The sequence below is a fragment of the Paenibacillus vulneris genome (assembly GCF_039543185.1).
Taxonomy (GTDB): Bacteria; Bacillota; Bacilli; order Paenibacillales; family NBRC-103111; genus Paenibacillus_S; species Paenibacillus_S vulneris.
Genome location: NZ_BAABJG010000003.1, coordinates 213,504 through 239,072 on the forward strand (window position 1 = coordinate 213,504; position 25,569 = coordinate 239,072).

The window sequence follows — 25,569 nt, forward strand, 5'->3', positions numbered from 1 at the left end:
TTTGAACTGCACCCCATTTGTTAGACACAACTAACAATGGAGGTGCATTTTTTTGCCTAAATTCAGTTTAGATGAGAAATTGAAGGCCACTCAAAGGTATCAGAATGGTACAGAAGGAGTTAAAAGCATTAGGGAAAAATCATGAAGTTTTACGTAATGCATTTCTGTTCAAGCTTTATCGATAGAAATCAATCAGATCTCCAAACAGTCGTTTAATCAATTCAAGCTCTGCTTCGGTGTATTTTTCCAGGAACTCGTACATTCTCTGCTTTTCCTTGGTGTGGAGCTCGTCATGAACAGCAAAGATCTTTTTACCGACAGGGGTCAGCCGAAAATATACTTCCTTTTTATTATCGCTGAGCTGGGCCCTTCGTACCCAACCCGCCTTCAATAATTTATTGGTGACCTTGGAGGTGTTCCCTTTGCTTAAGTTTAACGCTTCCGCGATCGATGTAACATTAATCGGCTCCCGTTCTCCAATGCATGCAATGGTATGCAGCTCCGTCATGTTCAGGATTAATTCCACGCCTATATTCTTCCGAATTTCCTCAAGATAAGATCCGGTTATCCATGATTCATATTGCTCTTTTTGCTGAAGAAACTGAATGAAAAGTTCAAGAATTGCGCTTTTATTTGTCTTGATTGAATCCATGATTCAACTATCTCCTCGACTATGCATGTTTGTTTGTTTATTATATCATAAGTATTTTCCTGAGAAACAATATGGGATACAGGTACATGGATACGATGATTAAAGCCATACTACCCTGAGAAATTGTCCAGCTCACTGATTGAAAAAGGGGCCGACAATATGGCAGAGCTGGAGGTTGACACCAAGAAAAGGGGGAGTTACAATGATATTGTTTCATATGAAACAATAAATGAATATGATGTTGATTGGCGTATTTTAATCCTTTTGTTTTATATGTTATTTTTTTGTTCATGTGAAACAATTTATTGTGATGAAGGGGATTTATACCGCACGATGTCTATATGGCACTCATTTGGCCTGGAAAGGTATATTGCCTGGGCAATAACCCTTTCGGAATTGAATCCACTGAAAATGGTAAAGGAAGGCACAGATCGCTGGCGGGGAAAAGCCGCTGAATAGACCTTTATGTCAGACAAAAAGCGGATTGCGGCGGATATTAAAACACGCTGCCGGCGGATCGGTACAGCCGGCCTGGGCCGCTGATTGCGAAAGGAGAATGATTGTCATGAGTATCGCCAAGACAATTCGGGAGAGAAGAAGCATTCGCACATTTAATCGGAACCCTGTGCCTCGTGAATTGGTGATTCAACTGTTGAATGACGCTGTGTGGGCTCCGAATCACGGGCTGCGGGAGCCATGGCGTTTCATTTATGTGGACAGCGACGGCGGCAAGACACGTCTGGTTGACCTGATTACGTCTGCATCCGGCAACCTTAAGCGGTATCGTCTGCTGCCATCCAAGCTTAAGGAGTTCATGAGAAATAAGATACTTGAAATTCCCGCGCATCTGATCGTAGTGATGAAGGAAGAGAAGAACGAGCACAAGCGAAATGAAGATTTTGCCGCAGTTTGCTGCTTCATGCAAAATTTTCAACTTCTTGGCTGGGAGAACAATCTCGGCATGATATGGTCTACCATCGAGTTCATATTCGATCCCGGGTTTCAGGACGGACTGGGCGTACGGAAAGACGAACGTATCGTAGGTATCCTTCACATGGGCTTCTTTGACAAAGCTCCCCGTCCAAAGCCGCGTACACCAGCCGAAAAGAAGCTGACTCTTTGGTAAAAAGCTGTGGACAGTGCGGGGGGGGGAACGGAAATAGTAGGAGAAGGGAAGATCATGGCGAAGTTGGTGGTAGGTCCAATGCACGGCTGCTGGCAATAACCGGCAGCCGCGTTAATGCTCCCACTACCATTTCGTTTAACGTTTTGTGTACCGCTCATAGGCAGCCTGCTGGATTTTCAGGACACTGTCCAGACCGATCTTCTCGATATTTTTGACATAGGCGTCAAATTTGTCAAGCGGTTCGGCTCCCATGATAAATTTGTTCACCATTTCATCCTTGTATGTCGTTATTTCCGCGAATTTGGAATTGAGGACATCGCGCTCTGCCTGCTTAAAGGAAAGGGCAACCGGATATTTATCCTTGATGAATGGCGTAATCGAATCGCGGATTTTTTCAATCTTTGGCGTTACCATGGCATTCTCATAGCGGATGTCCCACTGATAAGCAAATTCGCGGTGGCCGAGTTCGTACATTTTAATCAATGGGGATTTGTTAGGGTCTTTCATGATCAAGTCAGTGTACTTCGGTTGATTGTTATCCATTGTGTACGTTTCGCCGAGCTTTCCGAAATTCATTGCCAGCTGTCCTTCCTCGCTATAAAACCAATCGTGCATTTTGGCAAGTTCCACCTTGTACTTGGATTTCGAGCTAATGGCAAAGCCGTTCTTGATTAACGTTTGTTGGCTTTTTGTATATGCGTCCCCAGAGGGGCCTTTAAGCGGAGGAATGCCAATCATATTGACCTTCGGCTCGGCCTTTGCAACTAATTTCTCCAAATATTCGATGCGCGGAAACGAATCAAATGTAATACCCGATTGTTGATTCGTGAAGCGCGATTCCCAAACCTTCTGGTCGTTCGTAATGTACTCCTTGTCGATTAAGCCTTCGCGGTACAGCTTCGCGGCGAAAGCGAGCGCATCCTTCAGCTTTGGATTCGTATAGGTGTATTTAACCTGGCCGTTCTCAACATAAAAATCCTCCTCGAACGACACGCCGAAAGGCTCGACGAGAGCTAACAGCCCTTTGAGCTTATTGCGCGTTGTAAACGGGATTTCATCGTTCTTTCCGTTGCCATTCGGGTCCTTTTCCTTAAAAGCCTTCAGCACCTCGTACAATTCATCCGTGGTCGTCGGTGCCTTCATACCGACTTTATCCAGCCAGTCCTGCCGGACGATTTGCAAATTGATGGTTTTGACCGCGGAGATTTGCGGGAAGAAGTAAATGTTGCCGTCATCCGATTTGATGTCTTTTAGGATTTGCGGATTTTTCTCCATAACCTTTTTGAAATTCGGCATATATTGGTCGATCAGCTTGTTAAGCGGTTCGAAGGCCCCGTTTTCACCGCCCTTATTGAGCAGGTCTGGAGTCGCTTCCATCATATCCGGAAGATCGCCGCCGGCCAAGGTTAAATTAAACTTCTCGATGTAGTCCTTATCGTCATTGGGGGCTTTTAGCCACTTGAAATACACATTGGTCTTTTCGACGATTGGCTTCATCCACGGCAGATCGTTCGATTCAACCGACTCGGTTCTCGGCCGCATATAGACATTGACCTCGATTTTCTTGTCCAGCACTTTACCGCTGACTGCCGTCTGTCCGCTTGGGTCATTCTGGGATTCTTGAGTTCCTGAAGTCTTCTGATCAGAGCCTCCGGACTGACATCCGGATAGCGTCACGATCAGCGCGATGGCGCTAATTATTCCTTTGGTCCACTTAGAATTTGTCATAGCTGCAAAACCTCCCTTATCCTTTTTATCAGGGACGCAAATCCCGTGATTTCGCGGTTAGCCTTTGATCGATCCCATCATGGAGCCCTGCACAAAATATTTTTGTATGAACGGATATACGAGTAAGATTGGCAGCGTTGCGACAATCAGTGTCGCGTATTTGATCGATTCGCTGAGCAGATTTTTGTCGTCATGGACATCTACCATTACTTGATCGGTCTGGTTCTGGATAACGATGTCGCGCAGCAGGATTTGTACCGGAAACAAGTTTTCATCGTTCAAATAAATCATTGCGGGGAAAAAGCTATTCCACTGGTTTACGGCATAAAACAGCCCGATGGTTACAAGTGATGGCACCGACAGCGGCAAATATATACGCAGCAGCGTCTGTATCGCGGAACATCCGTCGATACGAGCGGCGTCCTCCAGCTCTGCGGGAATTTGCTCGAAAAAAGTGCGCTGGATGAACACGTAAAATGATGCAACAGCAGTCGGAATAATGATCGCCCATATCGTGTTTCGCATCTCAAGCGCGTTCACGACAAGGTAGGTGGGGATGAGGCCGCCGCTAAAGAGCATCGGTAAAAGGATAAAGCCGGTGAGCAAATTTCGCCCGGGAACTTCCTTCTTCGAAAGCGGATAGGCAGCCAGCACCGTAAGAAAGAGGCTCACCGCGGTCCCAAGGACCGTATAAACTACGGTATTGAAGTAAGCGCGTCCGAGCATCGGAAATTCGATGACCCTTTTATAAGCTTCCAACTGAAACCCCATCGGAATAATGCCTATTTTTCCTTGCGAAATATAAATCTGCTCACTGAGTGAAGCGGCAAGAACATATAAGAACGGATATATGGTGATAGCCACGACAAGTCCCAGAAACAGCATATTAAGCGTGTTGAAGATCAGGCTTCCCCATGTCAAACGGCGCAGCGGCATTGTTTGTCCTCCTTACCAAATGCTCGTTTCCGAATATTTGCGTGCCAATCGGTTAGAGATCATCAAGAGCACCAGCCCCATCACGGACTGGAACAACCCGACGGCGGAAGCAAAGCTGTAATTGGCCTCTAAGATACCCCTCCGGTAAACATAGGAACCGATCACATCCGCCGTTACATACGTGTTGGGATTGTATAGTAAAATAATGAGCTCATATCCGGTTTCCAGCATGTGTCCAATTTTAAGCAAAAGCAAAATGATAATCGTTGGTGCGATGCCCGGCAAGGTGACATGCCACATTTGCCTCCAACGGTTCGCCCCGTCGACCTTCGCCGCTTCGTACAACTCTGTATTGATTCCTGTTAGCGCGGCAAAGTAGAGGATGGCTGACCAGCCAAGCGTCTTCCACAAATCGATGGAAGTGTAGATCCACCAAAAATACTCCGGCTTCTGAAGAAAGGCAATCCGCTCTATACCGAACTGAACGAGCAGGTTGTTAATGAGTCCGACGCTCGGAGACAAGAACGTCACGGCCATGCTCGCAACAATGACGGTGGAGACAAAGTGCGGTAAATAGCTAATGGTCTGAACGGATCTTTTGATGAAGGCGTTGCGCACTTCATTCAATAGTAATGCGAAAACGATCGGAGCCGGAAACACGAATACCAGGTTCAGCAGATTGATTATCAGCGTATTACGGATCAACCGGGTGAAGTAAATTGAATCGAAGAAATCGATGAAATGCTTGAACCCGGCAAATGGACTTGCCAAAATGCCTTTGTATACGTTGTAATCCATAAAAGAGATCAAGACAGCCATAATGACGGGAGCATAGCGGAAAATGACATAGTAAATGAAAGGGAGCAGAAACATGAGGTAGTAAGGCAGAGCTTTTTTCATCGTTTTTCGCCATTGTGACGGATTGACAGCCGTGGACGGTGCCACGGAATGGGGAACAGCGGCTTCGGGCTTAGCCATCGAACGAAACGCCTCCTTTCGGTAAATGGATGTTATCAAGTGAGTAATTTCAATTTCGTGTCCATAATGTAACCGTTCACAAACGATTTTTCCATCTCCGATTATTTAGAACCATCCTCATTTTTTATGATAATAGGGGCGATTTGTTTGGATTTATAGGCTAATCTTGGGGGGGATCCGATAGACGGATTAATTGGTTCGCTTTCGAGTCTAGCCGGGAAAACATGCAAAAAAAATGGCCGGCCCCGTCGTTTCTTAAAGATGAGGGCCGGCTAAGTGAGATTCAAGTGATAGCTCAGGTTGAGACCTGCATACGATGGACCCCTTCACTGACGGAACTGTCCTGGCGTGACGCCTTCATGACGTTTGAATACACGGATAAACGTGTTGGAGCTCGTAAAGCCGACCCGCTCTGATATATCCGCCACAGAGTGGTTCGTGGTCTGCAGCAGCAGCTTGGCCTGCTCGATCCGCTTCGAGTTGACGTAATCGACGAAGCTCATGCCCGTGATATCTTTAAAAATGCTGCTTAAATACGATGAGGATAATCCAAGTGCTTCTCCCACGACCGCTAGGGACAAGTCCCGGTGGTAATTGGTCCTAACAAACTGTTCAACCTTCCCGAGCAGCTGGGTGTATTGGCCTTGTTTCTTACCTTGAATCCATTCACCGATGATTCGGAATGCCTCTTCAATGCACTGCTTTTTGTTCTCAACGCCAGGCTGTAAGTCGAGTTCACGGTATAAACTGAAGGAACGGCCGAATATTTCCTCCGTAGTGGAACCGATTTCATAAATCGTCCGGACAGCAGTCCCGGCAAGCGCGTGAAACAAATGGTGAACAATTTCCGGAGTTGGAGGGGCACTCTCCAGATTATCCTTCCACAACACTTGCAGAAGCTCTGATAGCGTTGTTGTGCTGCCAGTTTTCACTGCATTGATGATTCTTTTCTCCGTATCAAAGGAATACATGTAAGAACGGTCGGGTAGTTTGCTTACTTCATCCACGTAGATGACGCTGCCTTGTCCCTTGACTAGTTTGTATTCCAGCGCGGTCAACGCATCCACATAGGAAAACGGTACATCCTCCACCCGCTTGTATACATTGCCTATGCCGATAGTAAAGGTCCGCCCGTGCTCCCGTACGAAAAATTTGGTCACGCGGCATATCAAATCGCTGATCAGCTCCGGGTTCGGATTCCGGGAATCGAGATTGACGACAGTGACGATTTTATTGACACGCTTTTTAATCGATTTGACTGCAAAACGCGGCAGTTCTGCGTCGGTTTTTACAGCCATTTGATCAATCATGCTTATGATATCGGGCTCATGGGGACTGAGCTGCTCGTCGACGGAAAAATCCACCGTCTCAAACACGATGATCTGGTACGCATCGTAGACGAAGGGAAGCTGAAGCTTCTCTACAGCCTCGGCCATTTTCTCTGAGGAAACCCGGCCTTCTATCAAATCATATAAGATCTTTTGCTGCAGCGCAGGCAGATTTTTCTCGAATTCGCCCTTCAACTGATGGTTCTCGAAGTATACGTAATTGATGATCCTGTCAATAAATCCGAGTTCATCCTCCTTACGAATGCCCGGCAATTCGTCCTTTTTACGTTCGAACAAATTCATATAAGCTATGATATTGTAAATTGGCCGGTACATCCGTTCCGTCAAAAAATAGGAGATAATAACACCGACTGCGAGGCAAAGTACGGCAGCAAATAGCGTGAACTGCCTGAATTTGTTCGCTTTTTCCGTAATAAATGCGGTTGGCACCGCACTAATGTAAGTCCACCCATTGACATAAGACGAGGTGAATACGATCTGGTAGCTTTCGCCGGAGATTTTTTCCTCAAGATACCCTTCTCGAGTTCCTTGGGCTTTCACTTTATCCGCAATAATCCCTTTGACGGAATAGATCCGCTGATCATGCTCGGAGCGGACGGAGCTGTTGATCACAAGCTGGCCCGATGCGTCTATGGCGTAAATAAATGCAGGGTACGGGTCGCTAATGCTTTGCAGCATATTTGCCAGGTCTTCGGTTTTGACGTTCATGTACAATATCCCGGTTGGAGATGCTTCACTGAGCGGAACGGTTCGTGCAAACGTAATTACGGACTGAGAAGCATCGGAAGAAACGACGTCGAACCGCCCCATGAACGTGTAGCCGAAATGCCCCGTCTCTATTTTTCGCCAGCCTATTTCAGGCTTGGTAGTATAAAGTTGGCTGTAGAAATAGTCCGAATTGTATTTGGATTCGTGGTTGAGGACAACAGGGTACCGGTAAGGCTGCAGCCATATATCGGCGATCAGCGGGTTGGCGAGTTTGACGCTTTTCAAATATTGTATAACATCCAGAAACAGCATCTGATCGAGGTTCCATGTCTGCTCAGACAAATAGAGGGCGCGGCGGATTGGACCTTGCAGTGAAACCTGGAAAGATAAGACGTCCCACGATTCGATTGCCCGATCGATGTTATTTCGCGCCTGTTCAATATATTTATTATTGGAGGTGACCACTTCTTCAATCAGCAGGGAAGATGATTTGGAATAAGAGACGTAGCCAAAGATGAGGATGGTGGAGATGATAAATGCATTAAACATAACAAGCATTTTGACAAAAATGCTTTTATGCTTAAATGTTTTTAAGCTTTGTGGGAACATGCTCGTGGACAACCTCCTACAAACCGGATGGAGACGTACCATTACTTAATCTACCAATCATTGTAGGGCACCAGTCAGTTTAATGTAAAGCGCTTTAATCTATAATTATATTCATTTACATGGCACATATTATGAATCAGGGAGTTATTTTATGAAAGCATAGACAAGCATGTCACACAAAGCAGATCCCGGATCCAGCGCTAGAGTAGCTCGAACCCCTCACGATGGTTACCGAACTCGAGGGGAGTTCCCCGATCAATCACTCAAAAGCTGACAGCGTGGGGGACATAGACTTCTTGGGCAATGTCTACGCGAACGACCAGATGGTGAACGGTAATGCGTAACCCCATCGTACCGAGGCGCTCGTTTTTATTCAAACGCCAAATTATTCGTTTTGCAGGAATTCTAACGGGAAATGATTGTTTGGAGCTGCGCCAGGACACCTCCTCTTTTGGTTTATCGAAGTAACGGGCTGGATAGTTGAACGGATGAGTTATACAAAATTGCATAAATCCTAGAAACCACTTTAAAACCCCACCGCCTTCCCCAACACGCTTTTTATGAGCGTAATGGCTACGCTACGGTAAAGATTCATAGTCATCGTGGCGAAGGGCAGGGACGTTGGGACATGGCACGTAATTCATATTTTTGTGCTAGGATTACATTAGGATTTTTATGCGTATCTGTTCGTCTTTTGGGCGATAAATCGTAACGAAGATATATTATATAATGTACGAAAGGCTGGAATAAATCATGGCAAAAAAAGAAGCACCGAAAATTCAAACAGAACGATTGATTTTACGTCCGAGAGCGGAAAAAGACATTCCAAATATGCTTAAAATGTTTAACCAATGATGAAGTAAGGGAATTTCTTGGAAGTAATCCCCCTCGTGATGAACAGTCAATGTTAGAAATGGTTAGGAATCGTAATGAAACAAAATGGACTGTCGCATTAAAAGATACTGATGAATTCATCGGTGATGTAATGATTCCAGAAATAGCAGAAGGTTATCTTGGTGAAATTGGTTATCGCTTCATGAGGGAGCATTGGGGATGCGGTTTTGCGTATGAAGCGGTTTCCGCAGTCATTGAGCATTGTAAAAGCACATTAAACCTTAAACGCCTATTTGCTACTATAGATAATAAAAATATGAAGTCAAAAAAGTTAATTGAAAAACTCGGATTTACTTTGGTAGCGGTGTTGCCTGAATCGAGTTTACGCGGCAGAGTTACCGATGTAGCTTACTATTCTCGTATAGTATAAGTATTATCTTCAGTACGCCTAATTCTCCTACCGCTTTGATAAGTATATCAAACTCGACTAAGTGATTAACGGGCAGGATAGTTTAAGATCATTCGCGCTGAATCGTATCATAAGTAGGGCGAAGTTCAGGTCCTTTACATTTTCCAATCCAAATGCTATCATGCAAACATGACGTTAACGTCATATTATATTTTGGAAGGAGTGATACATCATGAACCGCATGCGCATTGGCGATTTGACAGAACGAGCCGGGGTAACCCAGCGCACGGTTCGCTATTACGAGAGCATTGGATTGCTTCCATCTGGCGAGCGCGAAGGCAATGGTCATCATTACTACACGGAAGAAACGGTTGCTCGTCTGCATAAGATCGATCAGTTGAAGAAGATTGGCCTAAGTTTGGAGGAAATTCGGGACGTAATCGAGCTTTACTTTACGGATACGAGCGGGGTGCTGCCGAAACGGAAAGTCCTCGGTATACTGCGCCAGCATCTGGCTGACACGGACCAGAAGCTTGAAGCGCTCGGGCAGTTCCGCAGCGATTTGCAGTCGAATATAGAACGTTTCGAGCGATGGCTCGAGGCCAATGAAAGCGAATAATTTTTTTTGCTTAAAACATGACGTTAACGTCATGTTTAGTATTCTATGGAGGTTAAATTCATGAGAGAAAACATTGGATTTATCGGACTCGGACTGCTTGGTATGCCAGTCGCTGCCAATCTGCTCCAAGCAGGATATGCATTGACCGTATACAACCGCACCCCAGAAAAAGCGGAGCCGCTCGTGGCCCAAGGTGCGCTGCAGGCGGTCCGTCCAGCTGACACCGTGACAACCGGTGGCATCGTCGTCACCTTGGTTTGGGACGATGAAGCATTGGAAGACGTCGTCAAAAGCGAAGATTTCCTAGAACGCCTGGGCATAGGCGGTATTCATGTATCAATGAGTACGGTGTCGCCGGATATGGGCAGGAAGCTGGCGGATCTGCACGCGCAGCACGGTTCCGTCTATGTTGAGGCGCCTATCTTTGGACGGCCGGAGGCAGCCGCTGCCAGGCAATTGTGGATTCCTATAGCGGGTCCGCAGGAAGCAAAGGAGCGGGTGCGGCCGCTGCTGGAAGCGATGGGAGCTAAAGGGATCTTTGACTTTGGCGAGGAAGCCGGTTCGGCTGTACTCGTCAAACTGATCGGTAACTTCCTAATCGTCTCCGCCGCACGCTCACTGGAAGAAGCACTAGGAATAGCTGAGCGCGGCGGGGTTGATCCCACAGTAGCGGTCAATATGCTTACCAGCACACTGTTTACCGCCCCAATTTATCAAAACTATGGCAAAATGATAGCCGAGAAGTCATCCATATCCGAAAGTAAAATTCCGCAGAAAGATGTCAGCCTCCTGCTGTCGGTGGCGCAAAATGCACAAGTTCCAGCTCCGCTTTCCAGCCTGCTGCTTGATATGCTGGAGAACGGAGATCGGAGCAGAACATAACGCTACGGTCGATGTTATTCGTACTCTTTTAGTGGCTGCTGTAAACTTCGCAGATGAAAATTATCCCCTTTAAGTAAACAGTGCTAAGAAAGCGCACTACAGTGTACTTGGAGGGGATTTTTATGGGGAAAATAAGAAAGACATACGACGTGGAGTTTAAACATAAAGACGTTAAGATGCTCAGCGACGATAAGCGGGGATTTAAGACTTAACAAATGTAGCAGTAAATGAACGATGGATCCAGTTACGTTTACCGTCTGCCGACGCTGCTTTTACGTCCCAATGCAAACCCGTTCTTCCATGCATCAAGCAAAAGAGACATTATGTTCTCTTTTGTCTCCTGATCCCATCTGTTGATCAATCCAACGGTGCTACGTTCGGAGTCAGAGAGCTGCCGGCCGATTGCATTCTCAATCGAATTGATGTTCATTGCGAACCGTTGGTTTGCAAATGAGTTGGGGATGACAACGGGTTTGCCACAAGCGTATTTATATCTATTGAAAGATTTTGATCAACCCATGATTGGAAACGATTTGTTGAGATACCTAATGCATTGATAACATGTTCAATATTTAGTGTGGACTTCATTTAAGATAACCCCCTATAAATAAAGGTGGTCCGGTTGCACTACTAGCTCAACCAAGTCCAAGTGCCCAAATATAGACGTGGTTTCATTGCTTACCTCGGGACTATAGTAACAAAATTTTCTTATTATTTCTGTTTCGTATGCCACAGTTTTTCAGTTATTTTAAGAAATATGAATCTTTTCACCTATTTTTGGAGTTGTTACTTATTCTTTGCTAGACGATTAAAGACATGGTGTGAAGGGTATAATGGAAGCTAGTTTTATCCCAGCCTGAGCTAGCTTTCATATCTGTAGAAAATACTGGACTTATCGTTCCGAAAAAGTATATACTGTACCTACGGAAAAGGAGGGAGAGCCATGGGACGCTACAAAGAGTTTGATAAAGAAGCGGTGCTTCATAAAGCGATGCTCGTTTTTTGGAAGAAGGGCTACGAAGCGGCAAGCATTCCCGATTTGCTGGAAGCTATGGATCTTAGCAGATCAAGTTTGTATGAAACGTTCGGGGACAAGCAAGCGCTGTATATCGAAGCGATTAACTGGTACAAGAAGTGGAAGCAATCCAAACGGGACATCCTCGTTAATGCGACATCCGCCAAATCGGGAATCCGGCAGTACTTCGAGATACACATTGATTCCGCCTTGGGCGGCGAGTCGCCGAAGGGCTGTCTCATTACTAATGCAGCGGTCAGCATGGATTCGCCAGACGAGCAACTGAATGTGTTGATCAGGGAGCGGTTTGACGAGTTGGAGAAATCCTTCTACGAGCTGCTGCGCAAAGGTCAGGAGACGGGAGAAATCATGCCTGAGAAAGATATCAAGACTTTATCTTATCTGCTCACAAACCTGAATCATAGTATAAATATCGTTGTGAAGGTGCAGGGTGACCGCGGCAAGATGCAGCAGATGATAGACATGGTGATGGAAATGCTATAAAACATTTTTTTTTGCACATTCCGGAACGAATGTTCCAGAAAATTTCTGGTAAGAAAAGGGGACTTTCTATGAATTCAGCTTCCATTCCAACGGAAAAATCGGTCTCGCCAGCGCTGATTTTTATCCTAGCAGCCGCTTGCGGCATCATAGCGGCAAATCTTTATTATGCTCAACCATTGATAGGCTCGATCGGTTCGGCCATCGGACTCTCCTCCGGGGCTGCCGCCCTCATCGTTACGTTGACTCAAGTCGGCTACGGGATCGGCTTGTTATTTATCGTACCGTTGGGAGACATCCTGGAAAATCGTAAGTTGATCGTTTCATCATTGCTCCTAACAGCCGCCGTTTTGACAATTGCCGCTGTAATCAAAAGCGCCATCCTGTTCCTCACCGCTTCACTCGTGATCGGAGTAGGTTCTGTAGCAGCACAAATCCTTGTGCCGTATGCGGCTCATCTTTCGCCAGAAGCTGTGCGCGGTCGCAACGTGGGCAACGTCATGAGCGGGCTGCTTCTGGGGATTATGCTCGCGCGTCCCATTTCAAGCTTGGTGGCGGAGTATATGGGCTGGCGCGCCATATATTTCATCTCCGCCGCATTGATTTTCGCGCTGGCTCTTGTATTGGCAAAGGCATTGCCCTCAAGGAAGCCTTCGGCGGCTACAGCTTACCCGGCGCTGCTGCACTCCATGCTGCATCTGCTGAAGGCGACACCAGCATTGCGCCGGAGGGCAATTTATCATGCTTGTGTATTCGGTACGTTCAGTTTGTTTTGGACTACAGTTCCGTTGGTATTGACAAGTCCGCCGTTCCATTTCACTCAGAAGGAGGTCGCTCTGTTCGCATTAGTCGGGGTAATGGGGGCAATTGTGGCGCCAGCAGCGGGCCGTATGGCAGACCGTGGATGGGTTCGCCCGGCTACGGGATGGGCATTGGGCATCGTCATCTTTTCCGGGCTGCTTCCCTTGCTGGTTCCATCAAATTCTGCACTCGCAGTCCCCGTCCTCGTAGTTGCGGCGATTTTACTTGACATGGGGGTTTCCGCCAACATGGTTCTCGGGCAGCGGGTGATTTTCTCTTTAGGAGCGGAATTTCGCAGTAGGCTTAACGGTTTGTATATGGCGATTTTCTTTCTAGGGGGCGCTATCGGCTCAGCGGCAGGGGGATGGGCTTATGCGATGGGGGGCTGGGAGGCGGCACTGCTGATCGGAATCGCCTTACCGGCCATCGCCATGGCGTATTATGCGACGGAGTTTTCGAGATTAGGGAAGGAAAATCTCATTGATTGAGAAGCGCAGTTGAGTAATCCATACGTTCTAAGCCAAGCCAACGGCAGACGATAGCTCAATCATGGTACGACGGCAGCCGGCTTGACGCATCGGCAGCCGTCTACCGTTGAAGCAATGGCAGGATACCGCAACAACGACTAAATTTATGCGTTATAACTAGTGATAACCTTTAATTAGGGTTAGGGGGATATGGATGAGCGAAATCATAACCAAAGCTGTATTATTCATGCTATATCTTCCAGTATTAATATGGGTACTTGACTTCTTTAAAGGGCAACTATTTATTCAAATTACCATACTTATTATCTTTTCTGTTTGCTATTCAATTATTGAATCAAAAGTAAAAGTAATGTATTATGCCAAAAGCATTATACAAAAAATGAGGGGGATTCTAAATTTTGAATGGTGAGTTTTACAGTATTTCTTCGAAAAAAGCTTTAAGCTAACAAAGACGATCATGGGATGATCAGGGAGCAGATTGCCGCGGCAGCTGCTCTTTCTGTCATTAAGCGAAAGGGCAGATTAGATTAGCAATCTGTAAGAAACAATCCGAACTGAAATGTCTTAAAATATAGTTTATGAACAGAGATTGGAGGGCGTTATCGAAATGGCTAAACTGATCTACCCTATTAACGTATCTTTGGACGGTTACATGGAGGACGAGCGTGGTAATCTCGAGTGGTCGATCTCCGATGACGAGGTGTTTGCGTTCTGGACTGACTTCCAGCGGCCGATTGGCACCTACCTATACGGGCGTCGAATGTACGAGTCGATGGTGTACTGGGAGACGGCGAACATCAAAATGAACCCGTCCAGCGGCGATCAACCGGAGGTAATGCGGGACTTCGCACAGATTTGGCGAGCTGCTGAGAAGATCGTGTTTTCCCGGACACTTCAGTCGGTTTCAAACGCTAGGACTAGGATCGAGCGCGAATTCGATCCTGATGCGATCCGGAGGCTGAAGGAGTCTTCAGGAGCCGACATTACGATTGGCGGCACCGAGCTTGCTGGGCAGGCGATGAGCGCGGGACTGATCGACGAGTGTCATCTGCTTGTTAATCCGATAATCTTGGGTGGAGGTAAGCGAGCATTGCCGGACAACCTCAGCATGCGGCTCGAGTTGCTCGGTGAGCGCCGCTTCCGATGCGGAGTTGTTCAGCTTCACTACCGCGTGATCGTCTGACCGTGACACTAGAGTGAATTCAGGAGATACGTTTTCGGGCTTACTTTAATCGAGTGAAATTTACGCAATCCGGAAGTTATGAGCGGCTTCCATTTTTAAACTAAGGGGCACGCTAGCTATATAACGAACTAAGACGCGGCGGCCGGTACAAACCGGCAGCCGCGTTATACTATTGGCAAGATAGTTCAATAAAGTGCCCACAATTGTTAGAATCAATTAACATTAAGGGCAGTTGGCTTGAATTCAACTGCTGTTATTTTTCAACTGGATAATTTAACCGGACCTCGAAACTGGCAGATTGGTTTAGGGGTATTTGTCATAATAATGCATCTATGTTACGTTGAATTTGGTGAATGAATCCATAACTGAACGCTGGAAACACTATTCACACCACAAGAATCGGATATAGAAATAATTTGAGCGTTGTTTATGACGGTCCGTTCTGTAGAACCATTATGCAAGATGTTTAAAGTAACACAGTTACCCATTGTCATAAACCGTCTTGCCTTTCGTACTATTTGTGTAAGATAATGGCATGAGCCGCTTAAATTTCAGATAAAGGAAGACGATTTTATGTTTGGAGCCACTATACTTCTGGTTGATGATGAGAAGGAAATCACCAATCTTCTGGAAATTTATTTGAAAAATGAAGGATTTCATGTGTGTACGGCGAGTGACGGTGTCGAGGCTTTGGAAATTTTACAAACGACTACGGTTGACTTGATCATTCTTGACGTCATGATGCCTCGTATGGACGGGATTCAAGCTTGTATGAAAATACGCGAGGAAAAGCAGATGCCGATCATCATGCTATCCGCTAAAGGCCAAGAGATCGATAAAATTACGGGATTAAGCATTGGAGCGGACGACTATGTTGTTAAACCATTCAGTCCTCTGGAAATCGTTGCCCGGGTCAAATCGCAGCTTCGCAGATTCATGCAGTTCCATGCGAATCAAGCAAAGGATGAAAGTGAACTGGTGATCGATGATCTCATCATAAATTTGAAGACGCATAAAGTGTTTATCGATAACAACCAGGTCAAGCTGACGCCGCGTGAATTCGCTATTTTGCAAGTGCTTGCCCAACACCGCGGCAACGTGCTAAGTATGGAGCAAATCTACGAATCCGTGTGGAACGAGCCATTCTACGAATCCAATAATACGGTTATGGTTCACATCCGCAAAATCCGCGAAAAGCTCGAAAAAGATCCAAGCTCCCCGCAGTACATCAAAACCGTATGGGGAATAGGCTACACGATCGAGTAGTCTACAATATCATAAGGACGGATTGGAGTTCGGACGTGGAAATAAAATTCATCAATACGATGCGCTGGAAATTTATATTGCTGTTCGTGCTCAGTATTGCATTAACTGCCGTCACCGAACTTATTGGTTATCGGCTATTTTTGAAGCTTGTTTTTGTATGGCCGTTCTCTGCGCCGACGCGCTGGGTCGTCAATCATATTGGCTCCACGCCGATCATGATTATTTCCGGCTGCGTGCTTTTCCTTATCTATTTTTTTGTGCTCAGCAGTAAAGTTTTTTCGTATTTGGAGGAGATCACACGGGGGCTGCAAGAGATATCTCAGGGCAATCTGTCGTATGAAATTACGACCAAATCATCGGACGAATTGGGTGTCTTGGCGGAACATTTTAATCATATGACCAAGCAGCTGCGGAAGTCGATTGAAGAAGAGCGAAATGCCGAAAAAACCAAAAACGAGCTGATCACAGGGGTATCTCACGATCTGCGCACTCCGCTCACCTCGATTCTCGGTTACTTGGAGCTGATTGAGACGGATCGCTATAAAGATGAGGTGGAGCTGCGGTATTACATAAACATTGCCTATGAAAAAACGAAAACCTTAAAAAAGCTGATCGACCACCTCTTCGAGTACACGTCGCTAAGCGGGCAAGGCATTCAGTTTCAAATGAAAAAAGTAAACATCCTGGGCTTCCTGAAGCAATTGGCGGAGGAATTCACCCCCCAGTTAAGAAAAGCAAACATGTCATGCCGATTGACTGCCCCGGACGATAGCTTGTATGTGCTTGCCGACGGCCACCAATTAATGCGTGCATACGAAAATATTATATCCAACGCGATTCGTTACGGAAGCACCGGCAAATCTATCGATATCCGGATCAGCAAGGTTGAAAACGAGGCTGTCGTGGAAATCGTCAACTATGGCGAACCGATTCCCGAGCGTGATATCCCTTATATTTTCGAACGATTTTATCGAACCGACAAATCAAGATCTTCACAGACCGGAGGAACCGGGCTTGGGCTGGCCATCACGAAAAGCATTATCGAGATCCATGGCGGGTTGATTTCGGTTCGGAGCAGCCGCAAGGAAACGGTCTTTGAAACCAGACTTCCCATATATGAAAATGTATCTCCAGGATCACAATAAGGCCGTTAACCGGCCTTTTTTACAGTGTAGAATTTAAAAAATTTCGGGGCTCCCCGAAAGTACCTGAATCAGCTTCGAAGCCAAGGCCCCACTTTGTGGGGTTATTTTTGTTTGCAGCATTTCTTAATTTTTATTAAGAATCATTTAAGCGTCCGCTAAGCGCCTGCATAAGGAACATTAACATTTCTCGTTTATGCTAAACGACGGCAGGGATAATGAAGTACCCATCCTGCTATAACAAATAATATAGGCAGAGGTGTTCATCATGTTTAAAAAAAGGGCTCAGTTTATAGCGGGGGCGATATTCATAGTGTTGCTTGGACTGGGGATGGGATGGTATATGAATTCGTCAAAAAACGGCGATGCAGGAGTTCATGTGCCGCCGACCGGGAATGTGAAGCGCGAGCCTCAGGCCGTTCAATCCGTGGACAAGTTGAAGGAGAGTTATGACGTAGTGGTTGTCGGTACAGACCCCGAGGGGATTGCAGCAGCTATCTCAGCGGCTCGCAACGGGCTGCAGACACTGCTGATCGACAGCCGGAACCGGCAAGTTCTGGGCGGGCTGATGACGGTCGGTTGGTTGAACAGCATCGACATGAATTGGGACAAAACATCCACGAAGCTGCCGGGAAAAGAGCAGGATTATTATAACAAAGGAATTTTTACGGAATGGTACAATAAAACGGAAGGCCATTCTTTTGATGTAACGACGGGAGCCAATGCTTTTTACGACTTGGTTAAGGCGGAGAAACATATAGATCTGTATATGAAGGCTTCCTCCGTGGAGCCGATTGTGCAAAAGGATGGGGCTAACGCAGGGGTCCAAGGCATCACTGTCGGCTTACCGGACGGAACGAAGCAAAATGTACAAGCAAAAGCCGTCATTGACGCTACCCAAGACGCAGATGTGGCGGCCGCTTCCGGAGCCTCGTTTACAATCGGCCGCGAGGATCTGGGTGATGAAGCATCGCGAATGGCGGTCACCGCGGTATTCCGCTTGAATAATATCGATGATAAGGCATGGAGCTTGATTGCCAAACGGTTAAATGGAGACGGGGACAGCAATACCGGCGTCAGTAAAATGTCCGCATGGGGCTACGGCAAAGAAATGAAGGGCTACGAACCGCTTAACAAAGAACGCGTGAAAATGCGCGGTCTCAATATTGGCCGGCAGCTCGACGGGACGATTCTGATCAACGCCCTGCAAATCTTCGGAGTTGACGGCTTGAATCCTCAATCCGTCAAGGAAGGAATGGATATTGCGAACAAAGAAATCCCGAATGTCGTTAACTACTTGAAACAATTCGAGGAGTTCAAAAATATTGAATTCAGTGGAATCGCTCCTGAACTCTATGTTCGTGAGACACGCCATCTGAACGGCTTGTATCGTTTAAGCGTCATCGATTTACTGGAGAACCGGGACCAGTGGGATCGCATCGCCTTCGGCTCTTACCCTGCAGATATTCAACGAACTTCTCCGAATGATAACGGGTCTGTTGTCGTGGATCCATTGAAATATGCGGTACCGTTCCGCAGTATCGTTCCGAACAATGTGGACGGGATTCTCGTCGTGGGAAGATCCGCCAGCTACGATACGCTAGCACACGGCAGCGCACGTGTCATTCCGGTCGGTATGGCTGAAGGGCAAGCAGCGGGGGCGGCCGTCAAGCTGGCGATCGAACATGGAATTACTTTTCGAGCGATGGCCGAATCGAAACCGCTGATAGCCGAGCTGCAGAAGTCGCTTAATGATCAAGGCATGGACTTGAAGCCTTATACGACCGAAAAGATGAGCTTTATGAATCATAAGCAATACGATGGCCTGAAAGCCGCCGTTTACATGGGGCTGGCTGTGGGCTCGTATCATAACGAGGCGTTTAAACTGGACAACCCTTCCAATATGCAGCGTATTGTGAATGAGCTGAATATTATAAAGAAAAAATATAAGCCATATTTTGCAGGAAACCCTTCTGAAGCTCTGAAAAATGTGAATGAACCTGCGAAGCAAGCATTGACCTTGCAGCAAGCGAGCTATACGATTGCACTAGGAGCAGGAATTAAGACGACCCCGGAAAACGCTCAGGCCGAATTGTTAAGCAAGGGACTTGTTACTAAATCCACCATTGCACTGATAGCAGACCCTAATAAATTGACGGATGGAGATGTGTTCATGATGCTCAAAGATGCCGTCGAAACATTGACGGGTGTTCGTATCAACTGACACTATCTCTTGGACGATTTATAAAACAGTACGGCGAGGAAGGCTGCCGATCATCTCGCACGGCAGCTTCATCTCAGCGTATTTCAGACTTACGCCAGATGAAACGGAGAACGATTAATGGATATTTGCTTTTATGATAATAAAGAGCTTGTAGCAAACGAAAAAGGTATTATTTCAGTTGACAGAGTGTACTGCTTAAATTTCAATGAGTTTATTGAAGCCACATGGGAACAACTTCAGCAAGTTTATTTGGTCTTGCCACAATGTCTTGTTAAGCCGCATCAATGTCCTATGTGGTTTGGTGAGGAAGGAATATCACCTAACTACCTATACGCTTCAGTTGAACCCTCAGGATTACAAATCGTCGGAGAATTACGAATCGAACAATGGGAGCTATGGGAGAAGGCATTTCATGCACAACTTTCGAGGCTCTCATTCCCTTCATTTGAATGTTAACTTGCTAAGCTAATAGGAGACGGTCGTGTTCATCTAGGCATGACGGCAGTCGGTCAGAACTATTAACTGCAGAATACTTTATTCAGAATCGATTTCGTTCTGATCTCCAGCATGGGGGTTTTAGGATCTTTAATTTTCATCTGCCGTCGCTAGAGGAAGTCCGCAAGCAAAGCTTGAAAATCGAACGGGTTACCTTCTTTGCAGAAATGATGGTGCAAAGGTCTAATTTACCATAAACGAAAACGACCGTCCTTATGAGTTTGATGGTAGAATCCGTATAAGTACATATGAAAAAGGGGTATAAAAGCCGGACGATAGAGAGATGATATATAGTCGTGTTCATAATCTTAAAAAAGCATTATTAATTTACTCTGACTAACGTCAAGTAGAAAAGCGGTAATCTAGGATTTTCTAGTCCAGATTACCGCCGTTTCATTTTGAGGTTATAATACCCACAATAGGGTTCTTTAGCAGTTTCACGATACTTTCGTGTGTTTGACTGTTCTTTCATAAAAATTGAAATAACATTTATTAAAGATTGCGAATATTATCACAGAATGTTTCTCTGTAATGGTTTAAGTTAAACTGTTTCTCCAATGATTCAATCGTATTCCAAAATTCCACCTCATCGAAGCCTTTCAAGTCATCAATCATGGATTCTGCAAGATTATGAAACGCATGCGCAATTCGAAAATTTCTATAACAGTTTTCCTCATTAAAACTCCCGCTGTTTTTTATGTCAAGGAATGCCAAGTAAATTAGCTTTCTGTAAGCCTGTTTCTTAATTTCATTCATTCTGCTATCTCCTATTCATTTACACTACGCTTCTAGTCGTCATAACACTTCGTCTTTTACAGCTTTCAGTTAATCCAGTCCTAAACTCTGTTTCTATAATAGCTTTAGTCTAACATCAAAATGTTAAATTGTTGTATAAATAAGGGAAATGAATCATCTTAACTATTCTAAAGGGGAAGTACAGCATAATAAATGGTTTACATACAAACATACATTCGATATTATGGTGTGAGATATTCCATAATTTGGGGGTGTTTTAGTGAGTAATTCCGAAAACATTCGAGATGAAATAATAGATACGATCAATAAAAATTGGGAAATAAAAACCTATGATTTCGAAGAGATCAATAGGGGATATAAAAATTTAAAGTGGAAACTGAATACAGATAGAGGCCCTCTATTCGTTAAGCAATACAATTGGCATCGCTACAGCAATCTTGATAGCGTAAGGATTGCTCTTGGTTTTCAAACTCAATTAAATAATTTAAATATACCTTGTCCACGAATTTTTGATTGTAATGGTGTGCTTATTCATGAGACACCTTATGGCGAGCGATTCGTACTAACAGATTTCTGTGAAGGTAAATTAATTCGCCCAGGCGAGGCTAATGCGGAGCAAATGTATTCTTTGGGAAGGGCAACAGGAAGAATGCATCGAATTCTTGGAAATAGTCATTCTTTATCTAAGAAACTCGATTGGAGCATCCCATCGAGAGAAAGAATGTTAGCGAGTTGGGCCAGACGCTGGGATCAAGCTGTGACATCGAACTCTCAACATTACATTACTGCCCTAGAAAAACAAAAGAGGATAATTGAGACAATCGATATGTCGTTATTTTCACAATGCGAAATAGGATGGGTTCACTGGGATCTTTGGGTTGATAATCTGCTATTTAATGAAGATAGTCTTTCAGCCATATTGGATTTTGATCGACTAAGCTTTATATATCCTGAATTTGATATATCAAGAGCAATATTATCTTGTACACTATGGTACGATGAACTTATGCTTGAAGCAGCTAATGCATTCGTCAAAGGATATAATGAAAGCTTACCGTTGACGCGTGAAAAGATTGTTCGTTCTGTTAAATTAACTTGGTGGAAAGAGGCTGAATGGGTTGGTGTAAATGCTGAAAGAAGCGGACCCGCGATTCAAAGGTTTGTAGACGAATCGATTTGGATAGCAGATAACTGGTCAAATCTTAAAAGCATTTTTTGTTGAACTAATGGACAACGATAGCTTAAATACAACTTCGACGCGGCTGCCGGCATCGATCGGCAGCCGCGCTAACGGCAGATTATTGCAACCATACTCATTGGACATATTACATAAAAAGGAAATTAAGTTGTTATCACGAATATCAATGGAATTGTTTTGTGTTCTAAAACCAAGTTTTTTTTTCGTGAAAGGAGTCAATTATGGATGGCCTTGTAGGGTTCTTAATTTTAGGTGCGTTGTTTGGAATATTTGTTGCTATTCAAAAACTTAACTCAAATATCATAACTCAAATTGACCAAAACGAAAGGATTATTGAATTATTGCAAGAAAAATGCAATAACCATTCTGCTGACGGAGAACGATAGTTCAATCAGACATGACGGCAGCCGGCTAAAAATTGTTTGCCGTTTTCGTTGAAGTAACAGACAGTTTAACACAATGATCCGACTATACAAAATGAAGATAAAATGGGTTATAAGTTTAGATCAGGATAGAAGGGAATGATTAGGGAAGTATGAAGTTCACCATTAACTTAGAATACACCCCAATGTCACCAGTTCCTAATTTACCGTTCACAGAATCAAGCTTTAAACGTATGGCATCACAATACACGTTGGATACGGAAGAAATCGGAATTGCCCTCGTTGATATTTGGAACTTCGGTTGGGAGAATGGAGCCATCGTACCAGAATTGGGTTTTGAATTGAGTACAGAACGCGGGGTTTCGCATGCAATACGAAAACGGCAAATAATTGAAGAAGTCATTGCACCTGCAGTTAACGAATTAAGGCAAATGGGGGTTCAAATATTTCATTGTAATCATCCGTTTTTTTTAGAAAAGTACCCTCAATGGATTGATTCTACTACAATTGCTGAAAGAGAACGGCTTAGAAGATCCATGCAAGAAACTAGTTCTGAGCAGTTAACTACGGGGGAAATAGAGATATTTCCGCCAAAAGAATGGGTTCAGCATTGGCAATCCCAGCATTCGAATGAAATCAATAATTGGGAATGGTTGAAACAAAATGACAGTGTCTACGAGTTCATAGATATTGCAGAACCCGCCAAGCCGCAAGAGGATGATTTACTTGTTTATGACCATGCCCAGTTTCATAGGCTTCTTTCAGAAAGAGGAATCAAAGTTCTATTTTATATGGGATTCGAAACCGATATATGTGTTCAATATAGCAATTATGGTATGAAAAACATGAGTAGTTATGGTTTTATGTGTAATATCGTTCGCGATGCGACATCAACTTTCGAAACTGCCGAGACATTAGACGGATTGTGGAAAACCAAAGTACATATTGCTTATATAGAAAATAAATATGGGTATTCAACTACATCAAGTGCCTTGATCGAATCAATAAAGAAAGCAATAAATCAGTGAGGGACGTGTACAATACTAATAACTAGGGAGCAGATCGCACGCGACAACACGTTGAAAAAGACGCAACCACTCATTTCACTAAAAGGGGCATCAGTTTAGTGAAGAAAAGATGGTGCTGGATATCTCTCGGTTCACAGAATTTACGTTTGAACTTGAATTCACACTTTTCATAGTAGATAGTGAAAGTACAGACAATGAAGTGCGGATGAGTCGGAATAAAACTAACATACGGACGAAGATCCTGTCGGGCTGTAAATCCGACCTCCACCTCATAGACAAGATGTAGGAATGTGGGAGCGAAAACTCCGTGAGACATGGGAGGGTTGATATCCATGAGGTACGTGAAGATCCAAACCGGCAGCTGGCAAATGATCGGCTGTCGTTGTCCGTTGAAGTAACTGGCAGACTACATCAATAACTTTTTTGTGGTAGGTGATACTTTTGTGGGAACATCCATCTAATACTCAAATCAAAAAAATAAAGGAGCGTTACAATACGTTATACACGCAGCTTGAACCAATCGTAAATGCATGGGACCCCATTGGCTTAATTGCAGATGGTGCACCAAGTGATGAATATGACTGTATCACAGTGCAATTAATCTCATTACTGGATCAGGGTAAGAACGAAGACGAAATATTCGAGTTTATTATTCACGAACTAGATGACCACTTTGGTATGGGCATTAGTTCACTGAAGGATGGGATGATTAAGGCGCGTTTTACCAAGGAGCATCGAGAGTTCAGCTTGAATTTGGTGAAGTGGTATTCAGAAATCGTTGAGTCGGGATTGAACTAACGGAGAGCGATAACGTAGCGATGAAACCGAGATCAATCGCCTGTTTTGTTTAACGAGGATTTTCTTAACTACCAGGCAGGATAACAACGTAACTTCTATTGAGTGAAAACGTATAGATGTTGGTGAGAACATTAATCGGATGTGATGTTATGAAGTATCTTAAAGAGAACTTCAGTGACGGGGTGGAGGACAATCAACAATTCTATATCCAGAATCGATTGAAATTTCATTTTATTTTCTTGTACCAAGCATTATTTTTTTCTTCTGTATTATCCGTATTATATATTTTTATTTTTTACATCTAAGGTTACGGAACGATAGCTTAATTAATCATTCAAATGATTAAACTAACGGATAACAAATTTTTGATGAGACGAAGAGGGGGAAACCGAAATGAAGACGATCAAGTGCATGATGGACCATCTCTACTGGGCAGACGGACGCATCTTGGACGCGCTTGAGGAGAGTGAGACGAAGAACAAGGACCTTCTGAAGCTGGTTCGGCACGTCGCGGTCGCGGAACGAGTCTGGCTGTCCCGATTGCAGGGCAAGGCCAGCACGCAATATTCGTTGTGGGAGGAAGCGGAAGACCTGTCGGCAATCCGGACGATGTTCGAAGAAAACGCCGAGCAATATCGCATCTATATCGAAGAACTCGAGGAATCCGAGTTGGACGAGATGGTCGACTATGCGAACCAGAGTGGGGTTCCATTCCGAACGTCCGTCAGGGACATCCTGTTGCAGGTCCTCTTACATGGGCAATATCACCGGGGACAGATCAACCGGGCACTTCGAATCGAATCGGCAGAGCCTGCCCAAGTCGATTACATCACGTTCGCGAGGCTCTGACAGGGCGTAATAATCACCATTAATAGGTCTGTTGGCCGTGAGGCGAATAGGGCACGCTGTCCATGCTATAACAAGAACTGTTTATCTGACAAAATGGCGATCACTCTACGGTTTGGAACCGGGAGCGATCGCCATACTAATACAGTAAGGATTTAATGTAACGCGTACTAAATGGGATTGTTGTCCTTTATGAACGTTTTGGCCAAGCTATCAGCATACCGATCCCTTGTATGAGGATCCTCGTAATCTTCAAGAACATCGATGAGATATTCCTCCCCGGGTCTATATGCTTTGAAAATAAACTTCTCTTTATTTTCTATGCGTACATCATGACCACAGTCCTTAAGACATTGCTCAAAGTCTTGTATTGTAGGTTTCTGATGGTCCTCCAAATAAATAAGCCCTCTTAGCAGCCGTGTTCCTGTCTTACTAATCATTTTAAAATGGACGATATGCTCTTTCATTATTATTTTCCTCCAATAAAAGGTATCATCGTTCCATTGTATAGTAATGAAAATTTGAAGTCAGTGATATTTGATACAGACTGGTTTCCAACCGCTTCGGAACGGACGGCGGATTACGCGACAGCATGGGTGCTGTGCTTGAGCGAGC

At 44.8% G+C, this 25,569-nt stretch carries 24 protein-coding genes and 1 riboswitch; of the genes, 17 read left to right on the forward strand and 7 right to left on the reverse strand.

Features of this window, described 5'->3' with window-relative positions; translation table 11 throughout:
• Positions 1 to 175: 175 nt before the first annotated feature.
• The gene (locus ABEA66_RS02380) at positions 176 to 652 is read right to left on the reverse strand and encodes a MarR family transcriptional regulator (RefSeq protein ID WP_345585707.1); all 477 of its coding nucleotides are present in this window, start codon (positions 650 to 652) and stop codon (positions 176 to 178) included.
• A gap of 159 nt (positions 653 to 811) precedes the next feature.
• On the opposite strand from ABEA66_RS02380, the gene ABEA66_RS02385 reads away from it, so the two are divergent.
• Both ABEA66_RS02385 and ABEA66_RS02390 read left to right on the forward strand, forming a co-directional pair.
• On the forward strand, positions 812 to 1,111 hold the full coding sequence (locus ABEA66_RS02385) for a hypothetical protein (protein WP_345585708.1): 300 nt from the start codon (positions 812 to 814) through the stop codon (positions 1,109 to 1,111).
• A gap of 106 nt (positions 1,112 to 1,217) precedes the next feature.
• The gene (locus ABEA66_RS02390; RefSeq protein WP_345585709.1) at positions 1,218 to 1,778 is read left to right on the forward strand and encodes a nitroreductase family protein; all 561 of its coding nucleotides are present in this window, start codon (positions 1,218 to 1,220) and stop codon (positions 1,776 to 1,778) included.
• A gap of 135 nt (positions 1,779 to 1,913) precedes the next feature.
• Here ABEA66_RS02390 and ABEA66_RS02395 read toward each other — a convergent pair whose 3' ends face one another.
• The 4 genes from ABEA66_RS02395 to ABEA66_RS02410 all read right to left on the reverse strand — a co-directional run bounded on the left by ABEA66_RS02395 (position 1,914) and on the right by ABEA66_RS02410 (position 8,086).
• Entirely contained in the window at positions 1,914 to 3,506 is a 1,593-nt protein-coding gene (locus tag ABEA66_RS02395; protein ID WP_345585710.1) for an extracellular solute-binding protein, read from the reverse strand.
• Between the two features lie 57 nt (positions 3,507 to 3,563).
• Complete coding sequence (locus ABEA66_RS02400; protein ID WP_345585711.1) at positions 3,564 to 4,442, reverse strand: carbohydrate ABC transporter permease; 879 nt, start codon at positions 4,440 to 4,442, stop codon at positions 3,564 to 3,566.
• A gap of 12 nt (positions 4,443 to 4,454) precedes the next feature.
• A complete protein-coding gene (locus tag ABEA66_RS02405; protein ID WP_377740359.1) occupies positions 4,455 to 5,342 on the reverse strand; it encodes an ABC transporter permease in 888 nt (295 codons plus the stop codon).
• A 404-nt stretch (positions 5,343 to 5,746) separates the two neighbouring features.
• The gene (locus tag ABEA66_RS02410) at positions 5,747 to 8,086 is read right to left on the reverse strand and encodes a helix-turn-helix domain-containing protein (protein ID WP_345585713.1); all 2,340 of its coding nucleotides are present in this window, start codon (positions 8,084 to 8,086) and stop codon (positions 5,747 to 5,749) included.
• Between the two features lie 829 nt (positions 8,087 to 8,915).
• Between ABEA66_RS02410 and ABEA66_RS02415 the strand changes: the two genes are divergently transcribed.
• The 10 genes from ABEA66_RS02415 (at position 8,916) to ABEA66_RS02460 (ending at position 19,906) form a co-directional block, all read left to right on the forward strand.
• Positions 8,916 to 9,350: a GNAT family N-acetyltransferase gene (locus tag ABEA66_RS02415; protein ID WP_345586317.1), complete on the forward strand. Its 435-nt coding sequence runs from the start codon at positions 8,916 to 8,918 to the stop codon at positions 9,348 to 9,350.
• Between the two features lie 211 nt (positions 9,351 to 9,561).
• Complete coding sequence (locus tag ABEA66_RS02420; RefSeq protein ID WP_345585714.1) at positions 9,562 to 9,948, forward strand: MerR family transcriptional regulator; 387 nt, start codon at positions 9,562 to 9,564, stop codon at positions 9,946 to 9,948.
• Positions 9,949 to 10,008: 60 nt separating this feature from the next.
• Complete coding sequence (locus tag ABEA66_RS02425) at positions 10,009 to 10,830, forward strand: NAD(P)-dependent oxidoreductase (protein WP_345585715.1); 822 nt, start codon at positions 10,009 to 10,011, stop codon at positions 10,828 to 10,830.
• Between the two features lie 607 nt (positions 10,831 to 11,437).
• A riboswitch (cyclic di-GMP riboswitch) is annotated at positions 11,438 to 11,521 on the reverse strand.
• A gap of 252 nt (positions 11,522 to 11,773) precedes the next feature.
• Positions 11,774 to 12,349, forward strand: a complete 576-nt coding sequence (locus ABEA66_RS02430; RefSeq protein WP_345585716.1) for a TetR/AcrR family transcriptional regulator — start codon at positions 11,774 to 11,776, stop codon at positions 12,347 to 12,349.
• A gap of 68 nt (positions 12,350 to 12,417) precedes the next feature.
• Entirely contained in the window at positions 12,418 to 13,635 is a 1,218-nt protein-coding gene (locus ABEA66_RS02435) for an MFS transporter (protein ID WP_345585718.1), read from the forward strand.
• Positions 13,636 to 14,242: 607 nt separating this feature from the next.
• Complete coding sequence (locus ABEA66_RS02440) at positions 14,243 to 14,818, forward strand: dihydrofolate reductase family protein (protein WP_345585720.1); 576 nt, start codon at positions 14,243 to 14,245, stop codon at positions 14,816 to 14,818.
• 573 nt (positions 14,819 to 15,391) lie between these two features.
• A complete protein-coding gene (locus ABEA66_RS02445) occupies positions 15,392 to 16,084 on the forward strand; it encodes a response regulator transcription factor (RefSeq protein ID WP_345585722.1) in 693 nt (230 codons plus the stop codon).
• Positions 16,085 to 16,119: 35 nt separating this feature from the next.
• Positions 16,120 to 17,229, forward strand: a complete 1,110-nt coding sequence (locus ABEA66_RS02450; RefSeq protein ID WP_345585724.1) for a sensor histidine kinase — start codon at positions 16,120 to 16,122, stop codon at positions 17,227 to 17,229.
• Positions 17,230 to 17,569: 340 nt separating this feature from the next.
• Positions 17,570 to 19,450 (forward strand): FAD-dependent oxidoreductase, encoded by a 1,881-nt coding sequence (locus ABEA66_RS02455; protein ID WP_345585726.1) that lies wholly within the window; start codon positions 17,570 to 17,572, stop codon positions 19,448 to 19,450.
• Between the two features lie 117 nt (positions 19,451 to 19,567).
• A complete protein-coding gene (locus ABEA66_RS02460) occupies positions 19,568 to 19,906 on the forward strand; it encodes a hypothetical protein (RefSeq protein WP_345585728.1) in 339 nt (112 codons plus the stop codon).
• 531 nt (positions 19,907 to 20,437) lie between these two features.
• On the opposite strand, the gene ABEA66_RS02465 is transcribed toward ABEA66_RS02460, so the two are convergent.
• Positions 20,438 to 20,701: a hypothetical protein gene (locus ABEA66_RS02465; protein ID WP_079912548.1), complete on the reverse strand. Its 264-nt coding sequence runs from the start codon at positions 20,699 to 20,701 to the stop codon at positions 20,438 to 20,440.
• A gap of 259 nt (positions 20,702 to 20,960) precedes the next feature.
• Between ABEA66_RS02465 and ABEA66_RS02470 the strand changes: the two genes are divergently transcribed.
• The 5 genes from ABEA66_RS02470 (at position 20,961) to ABEA66_RS02490 (ending at position 24,957) form a co-directional block, all read left to right on the forward strand.
• Complete coding sequence (locus tag ABEA66_RS02470) at positions 20,961 to 21,923, forward strand: phosphotransferase (protein WP_345585731.1); 963 nt, start codon at positions 20,961 to 20,963, stop codon at positions 21,921 to 21,923.
• Between the two features lie 197 nt (positions 21,924 to 22,120).
• On the forward strand, positions 22,121 to 22,285 hold the full coding sequence (locus ABEA66_RS02475) for a hypothetical protein (RefSeq protein WP_345585733.1): 165 nt from the start codon (positions 22,121 to 22,123) through the stop codon (positions 22,283 to 22,285).
• Between the two features lie 149 nt (positions 22,286 to 22,434).
• Positions 22,435 to 23,310 (forward strand): cysteine hydrolase family protein, encoded by an 876-nt coding sequence (locus tag ABEA66_RS02480; RefSeq protein ID WP_345585735.1) that lies wholly within the window; start codon positions 22,435 to 22,437, stop codon positions 23,308 to 23,310.
• 441 nt (positions 23,311 to 23,751) lie between these two features.
• Positions 23,752 to 24,108 (forward strand): hypothetical protein, encoded by a 357-nt coding sequence (locus tag ABEA66_RS02485; RefSeq protein WP_345585737.1) that lies wholly within the window; start codon positions 23,752 to 23,754, stop codon positions 24,106 to 24,108.
• A 393-nt stretch (positions 24,109 to 24,501) separates the two neighbouring features.
• On the forward strand, positions 24,502 to 24,957 hold the full coding sequence (locus ABEA66_RS02490; protein WP_345585739.1) for a DinB family protein: 456 nt from the start codon (positions 24,502 to 24,504) through the stop codon (positions 24,955 to 24,957).
• A gap of 167 nt (positions 24,958 to 25,124) precedes the next feature.
• On the opposite strand, the gene ABEA66_RS02495 is transcribed toward ABEA66_RS02490, so the two are convergent.
• Complete coding sequence (locus ABEA66_RS02495; RefSeq protein WP_345585741.1) at positions 25,125 to 25,421, reverse strand: hypothetical protein; 297 nt, start codon at positions 25,419 to 25,421, stop codon at positions 25,125 to 25,127.
• Positions 25,422 to 25,569: the final 148 nt, after the last annotated feature.

What these genes read in the sequence shown, in the direction of transcription:
- ABEA66_RS02400 (WP_345585711.1), bottom strand. Translation starts at nt 4,442, where the DNA reads ATGCCGCTGCGCCGTTTGACATGGGGAAGCCTGATCTTCAACACGCTT.
- ABEA66_RS02475 (WP_345585733.1), top strand. Translation starts at nt 22,121, where the DNA reads ATGGATGGCCTTGTAGGGTTCTTAATTTTAGGTGCGTTGTTTGGAATA.
- ABEA66_RS02445 (WP_345585722.1), top strand. Translation starts at nt 15,392, where the DNA reads ATGTTTGGAGCCACTATACTTCTGGTTGATGATGAGAAGGAAATCACC.
- ABEA66_RS02390 (WP_345585709.1), top strand. Translation starts at nt 1,218, where the DNA reads ATGAGTATCGCCAAGACAATTCGGGAGAGAAGAAGCATTCGCACATTT.
- ABEA66_RS02455 (WP_345585726.1), top strand. Translation starts at nt 17,570, where the DNA reads ATGAATTCGTCAAAAAACGGCGATGCAGGAGTTCATGTGCCGCCGACC.
- ABEA66_RS02405 (WP_377740359.1), bottom strand. Translation starts at nt 5,342, where the DNA reads ATGAAAAAAGCTCTGCCTTACTACCTCATGTTTCTGCTCCCTTTCATT.
- ABEA66_RS02395 (WP_345585710.1), bottom strand. Translation starts at nt 3,506, where the DNA reads ATGACAAATTCTAAGTGGACCAAAGGAATAATTAGCGCCATCGCGCTG.
- ABEA66_RS02465 (WP_079912548.1), bottom strand. Translation starts at nt 20,701, where the DNA reads ATGAATGAAATTAAGAAACAGGCTTACAGAAAGCTAATTTACTTGGCA.
- ABEA66_RS02385 (WP_345585708.1), top strand. Translation starts at nt 812, where the DNA reads ATGGCAGAGCTGGAGGTTGACACCAAGAAAAGGGGGAGTTACAATGAT.
- ABEA66_RS02495 (WP_345585741.1), bottom strand. Translation starts at nt 25,421, where the DNA reads ATGAAAGAGCATATCGTCCATTTTAAAATGATTAGTAAGACAGGAACA.
- ABEA66_RS02380 (WP_345585707.1), bottom strand. Translation starts at nt 652, where the DNA reads ATGGATTCAATCAAGACAAATAAAAGCGCAATTCTTGAACTTTTCATT.
- ABEA66_RS02490 (WP_345585739.1), top strand. Translation starts at nt 24,502, where the DNA reads ATGAAGACGATCAAGTGCATGATGGACCATCTCTACTGGGCAGACGGA.
- ABEA66_RS02430 (WP_345585716.1), top strand. Translation starts at nt 11,774, where the DNA reads ATGGGACGCTACAAAGAGTTTGATAAAGAAGCGGTGCTTCATAAAGCG.
- ABEA66_RS02410 (WP_345585713.1), bottom strand. Translation starts at nt 8,086, where the DNA reads ATGTTCCCACAAAGCTTAAAAACATTTAAGCATAAAAGCATTTTTGTC.
- ABEA66_RS02425 (WP_345585715.1), top strand. Translation starts at nt 10,009, where the DNA reads ATGAGAGAAAACATTGGATTTATCGGACTCGGACTGCTTGGTATGCCA.
- ABEA66_RS02460 (WP_345585728.1), top strand. Translation starts at nt 19,568, where the DNA reads ATGGATATTTGCTTTTATGATAATAAAGAGCTTGTAGCAAACGAAAAA.
- ABEA66_RS02440 (WP_345585720.1), top strand. Translation starts at nt 14,243, where the DNA reads ATGGCTAAACTGATCTACCCTATTAACGTATCTTTGGACGGTTACATG.
- ABEA66_RS02480 (WP_345585735.1), top strand. Translation starts at nt 22,435, where the DNA reads ATGAAGTTCACCATTAACTTAGAATACACCCCAATGTCACCAGTTCCT.
- ABEA66_RS02420 (WP_345585714.1), top strand. Translation starts at nt 9,562, where the DNA reads ATGAACCGCATGCGCATTGGCGATTTGACAGAACGAGCCGGGGTAACC.
- ABEA66_RS02435 (WP_345585718.1), top strand. Translation starts at nt 12,418, where the DNA reads ATGAATTCAGCTTCCATTCCAACGGAAAAATCGGTCTCGCCAGCGCTG.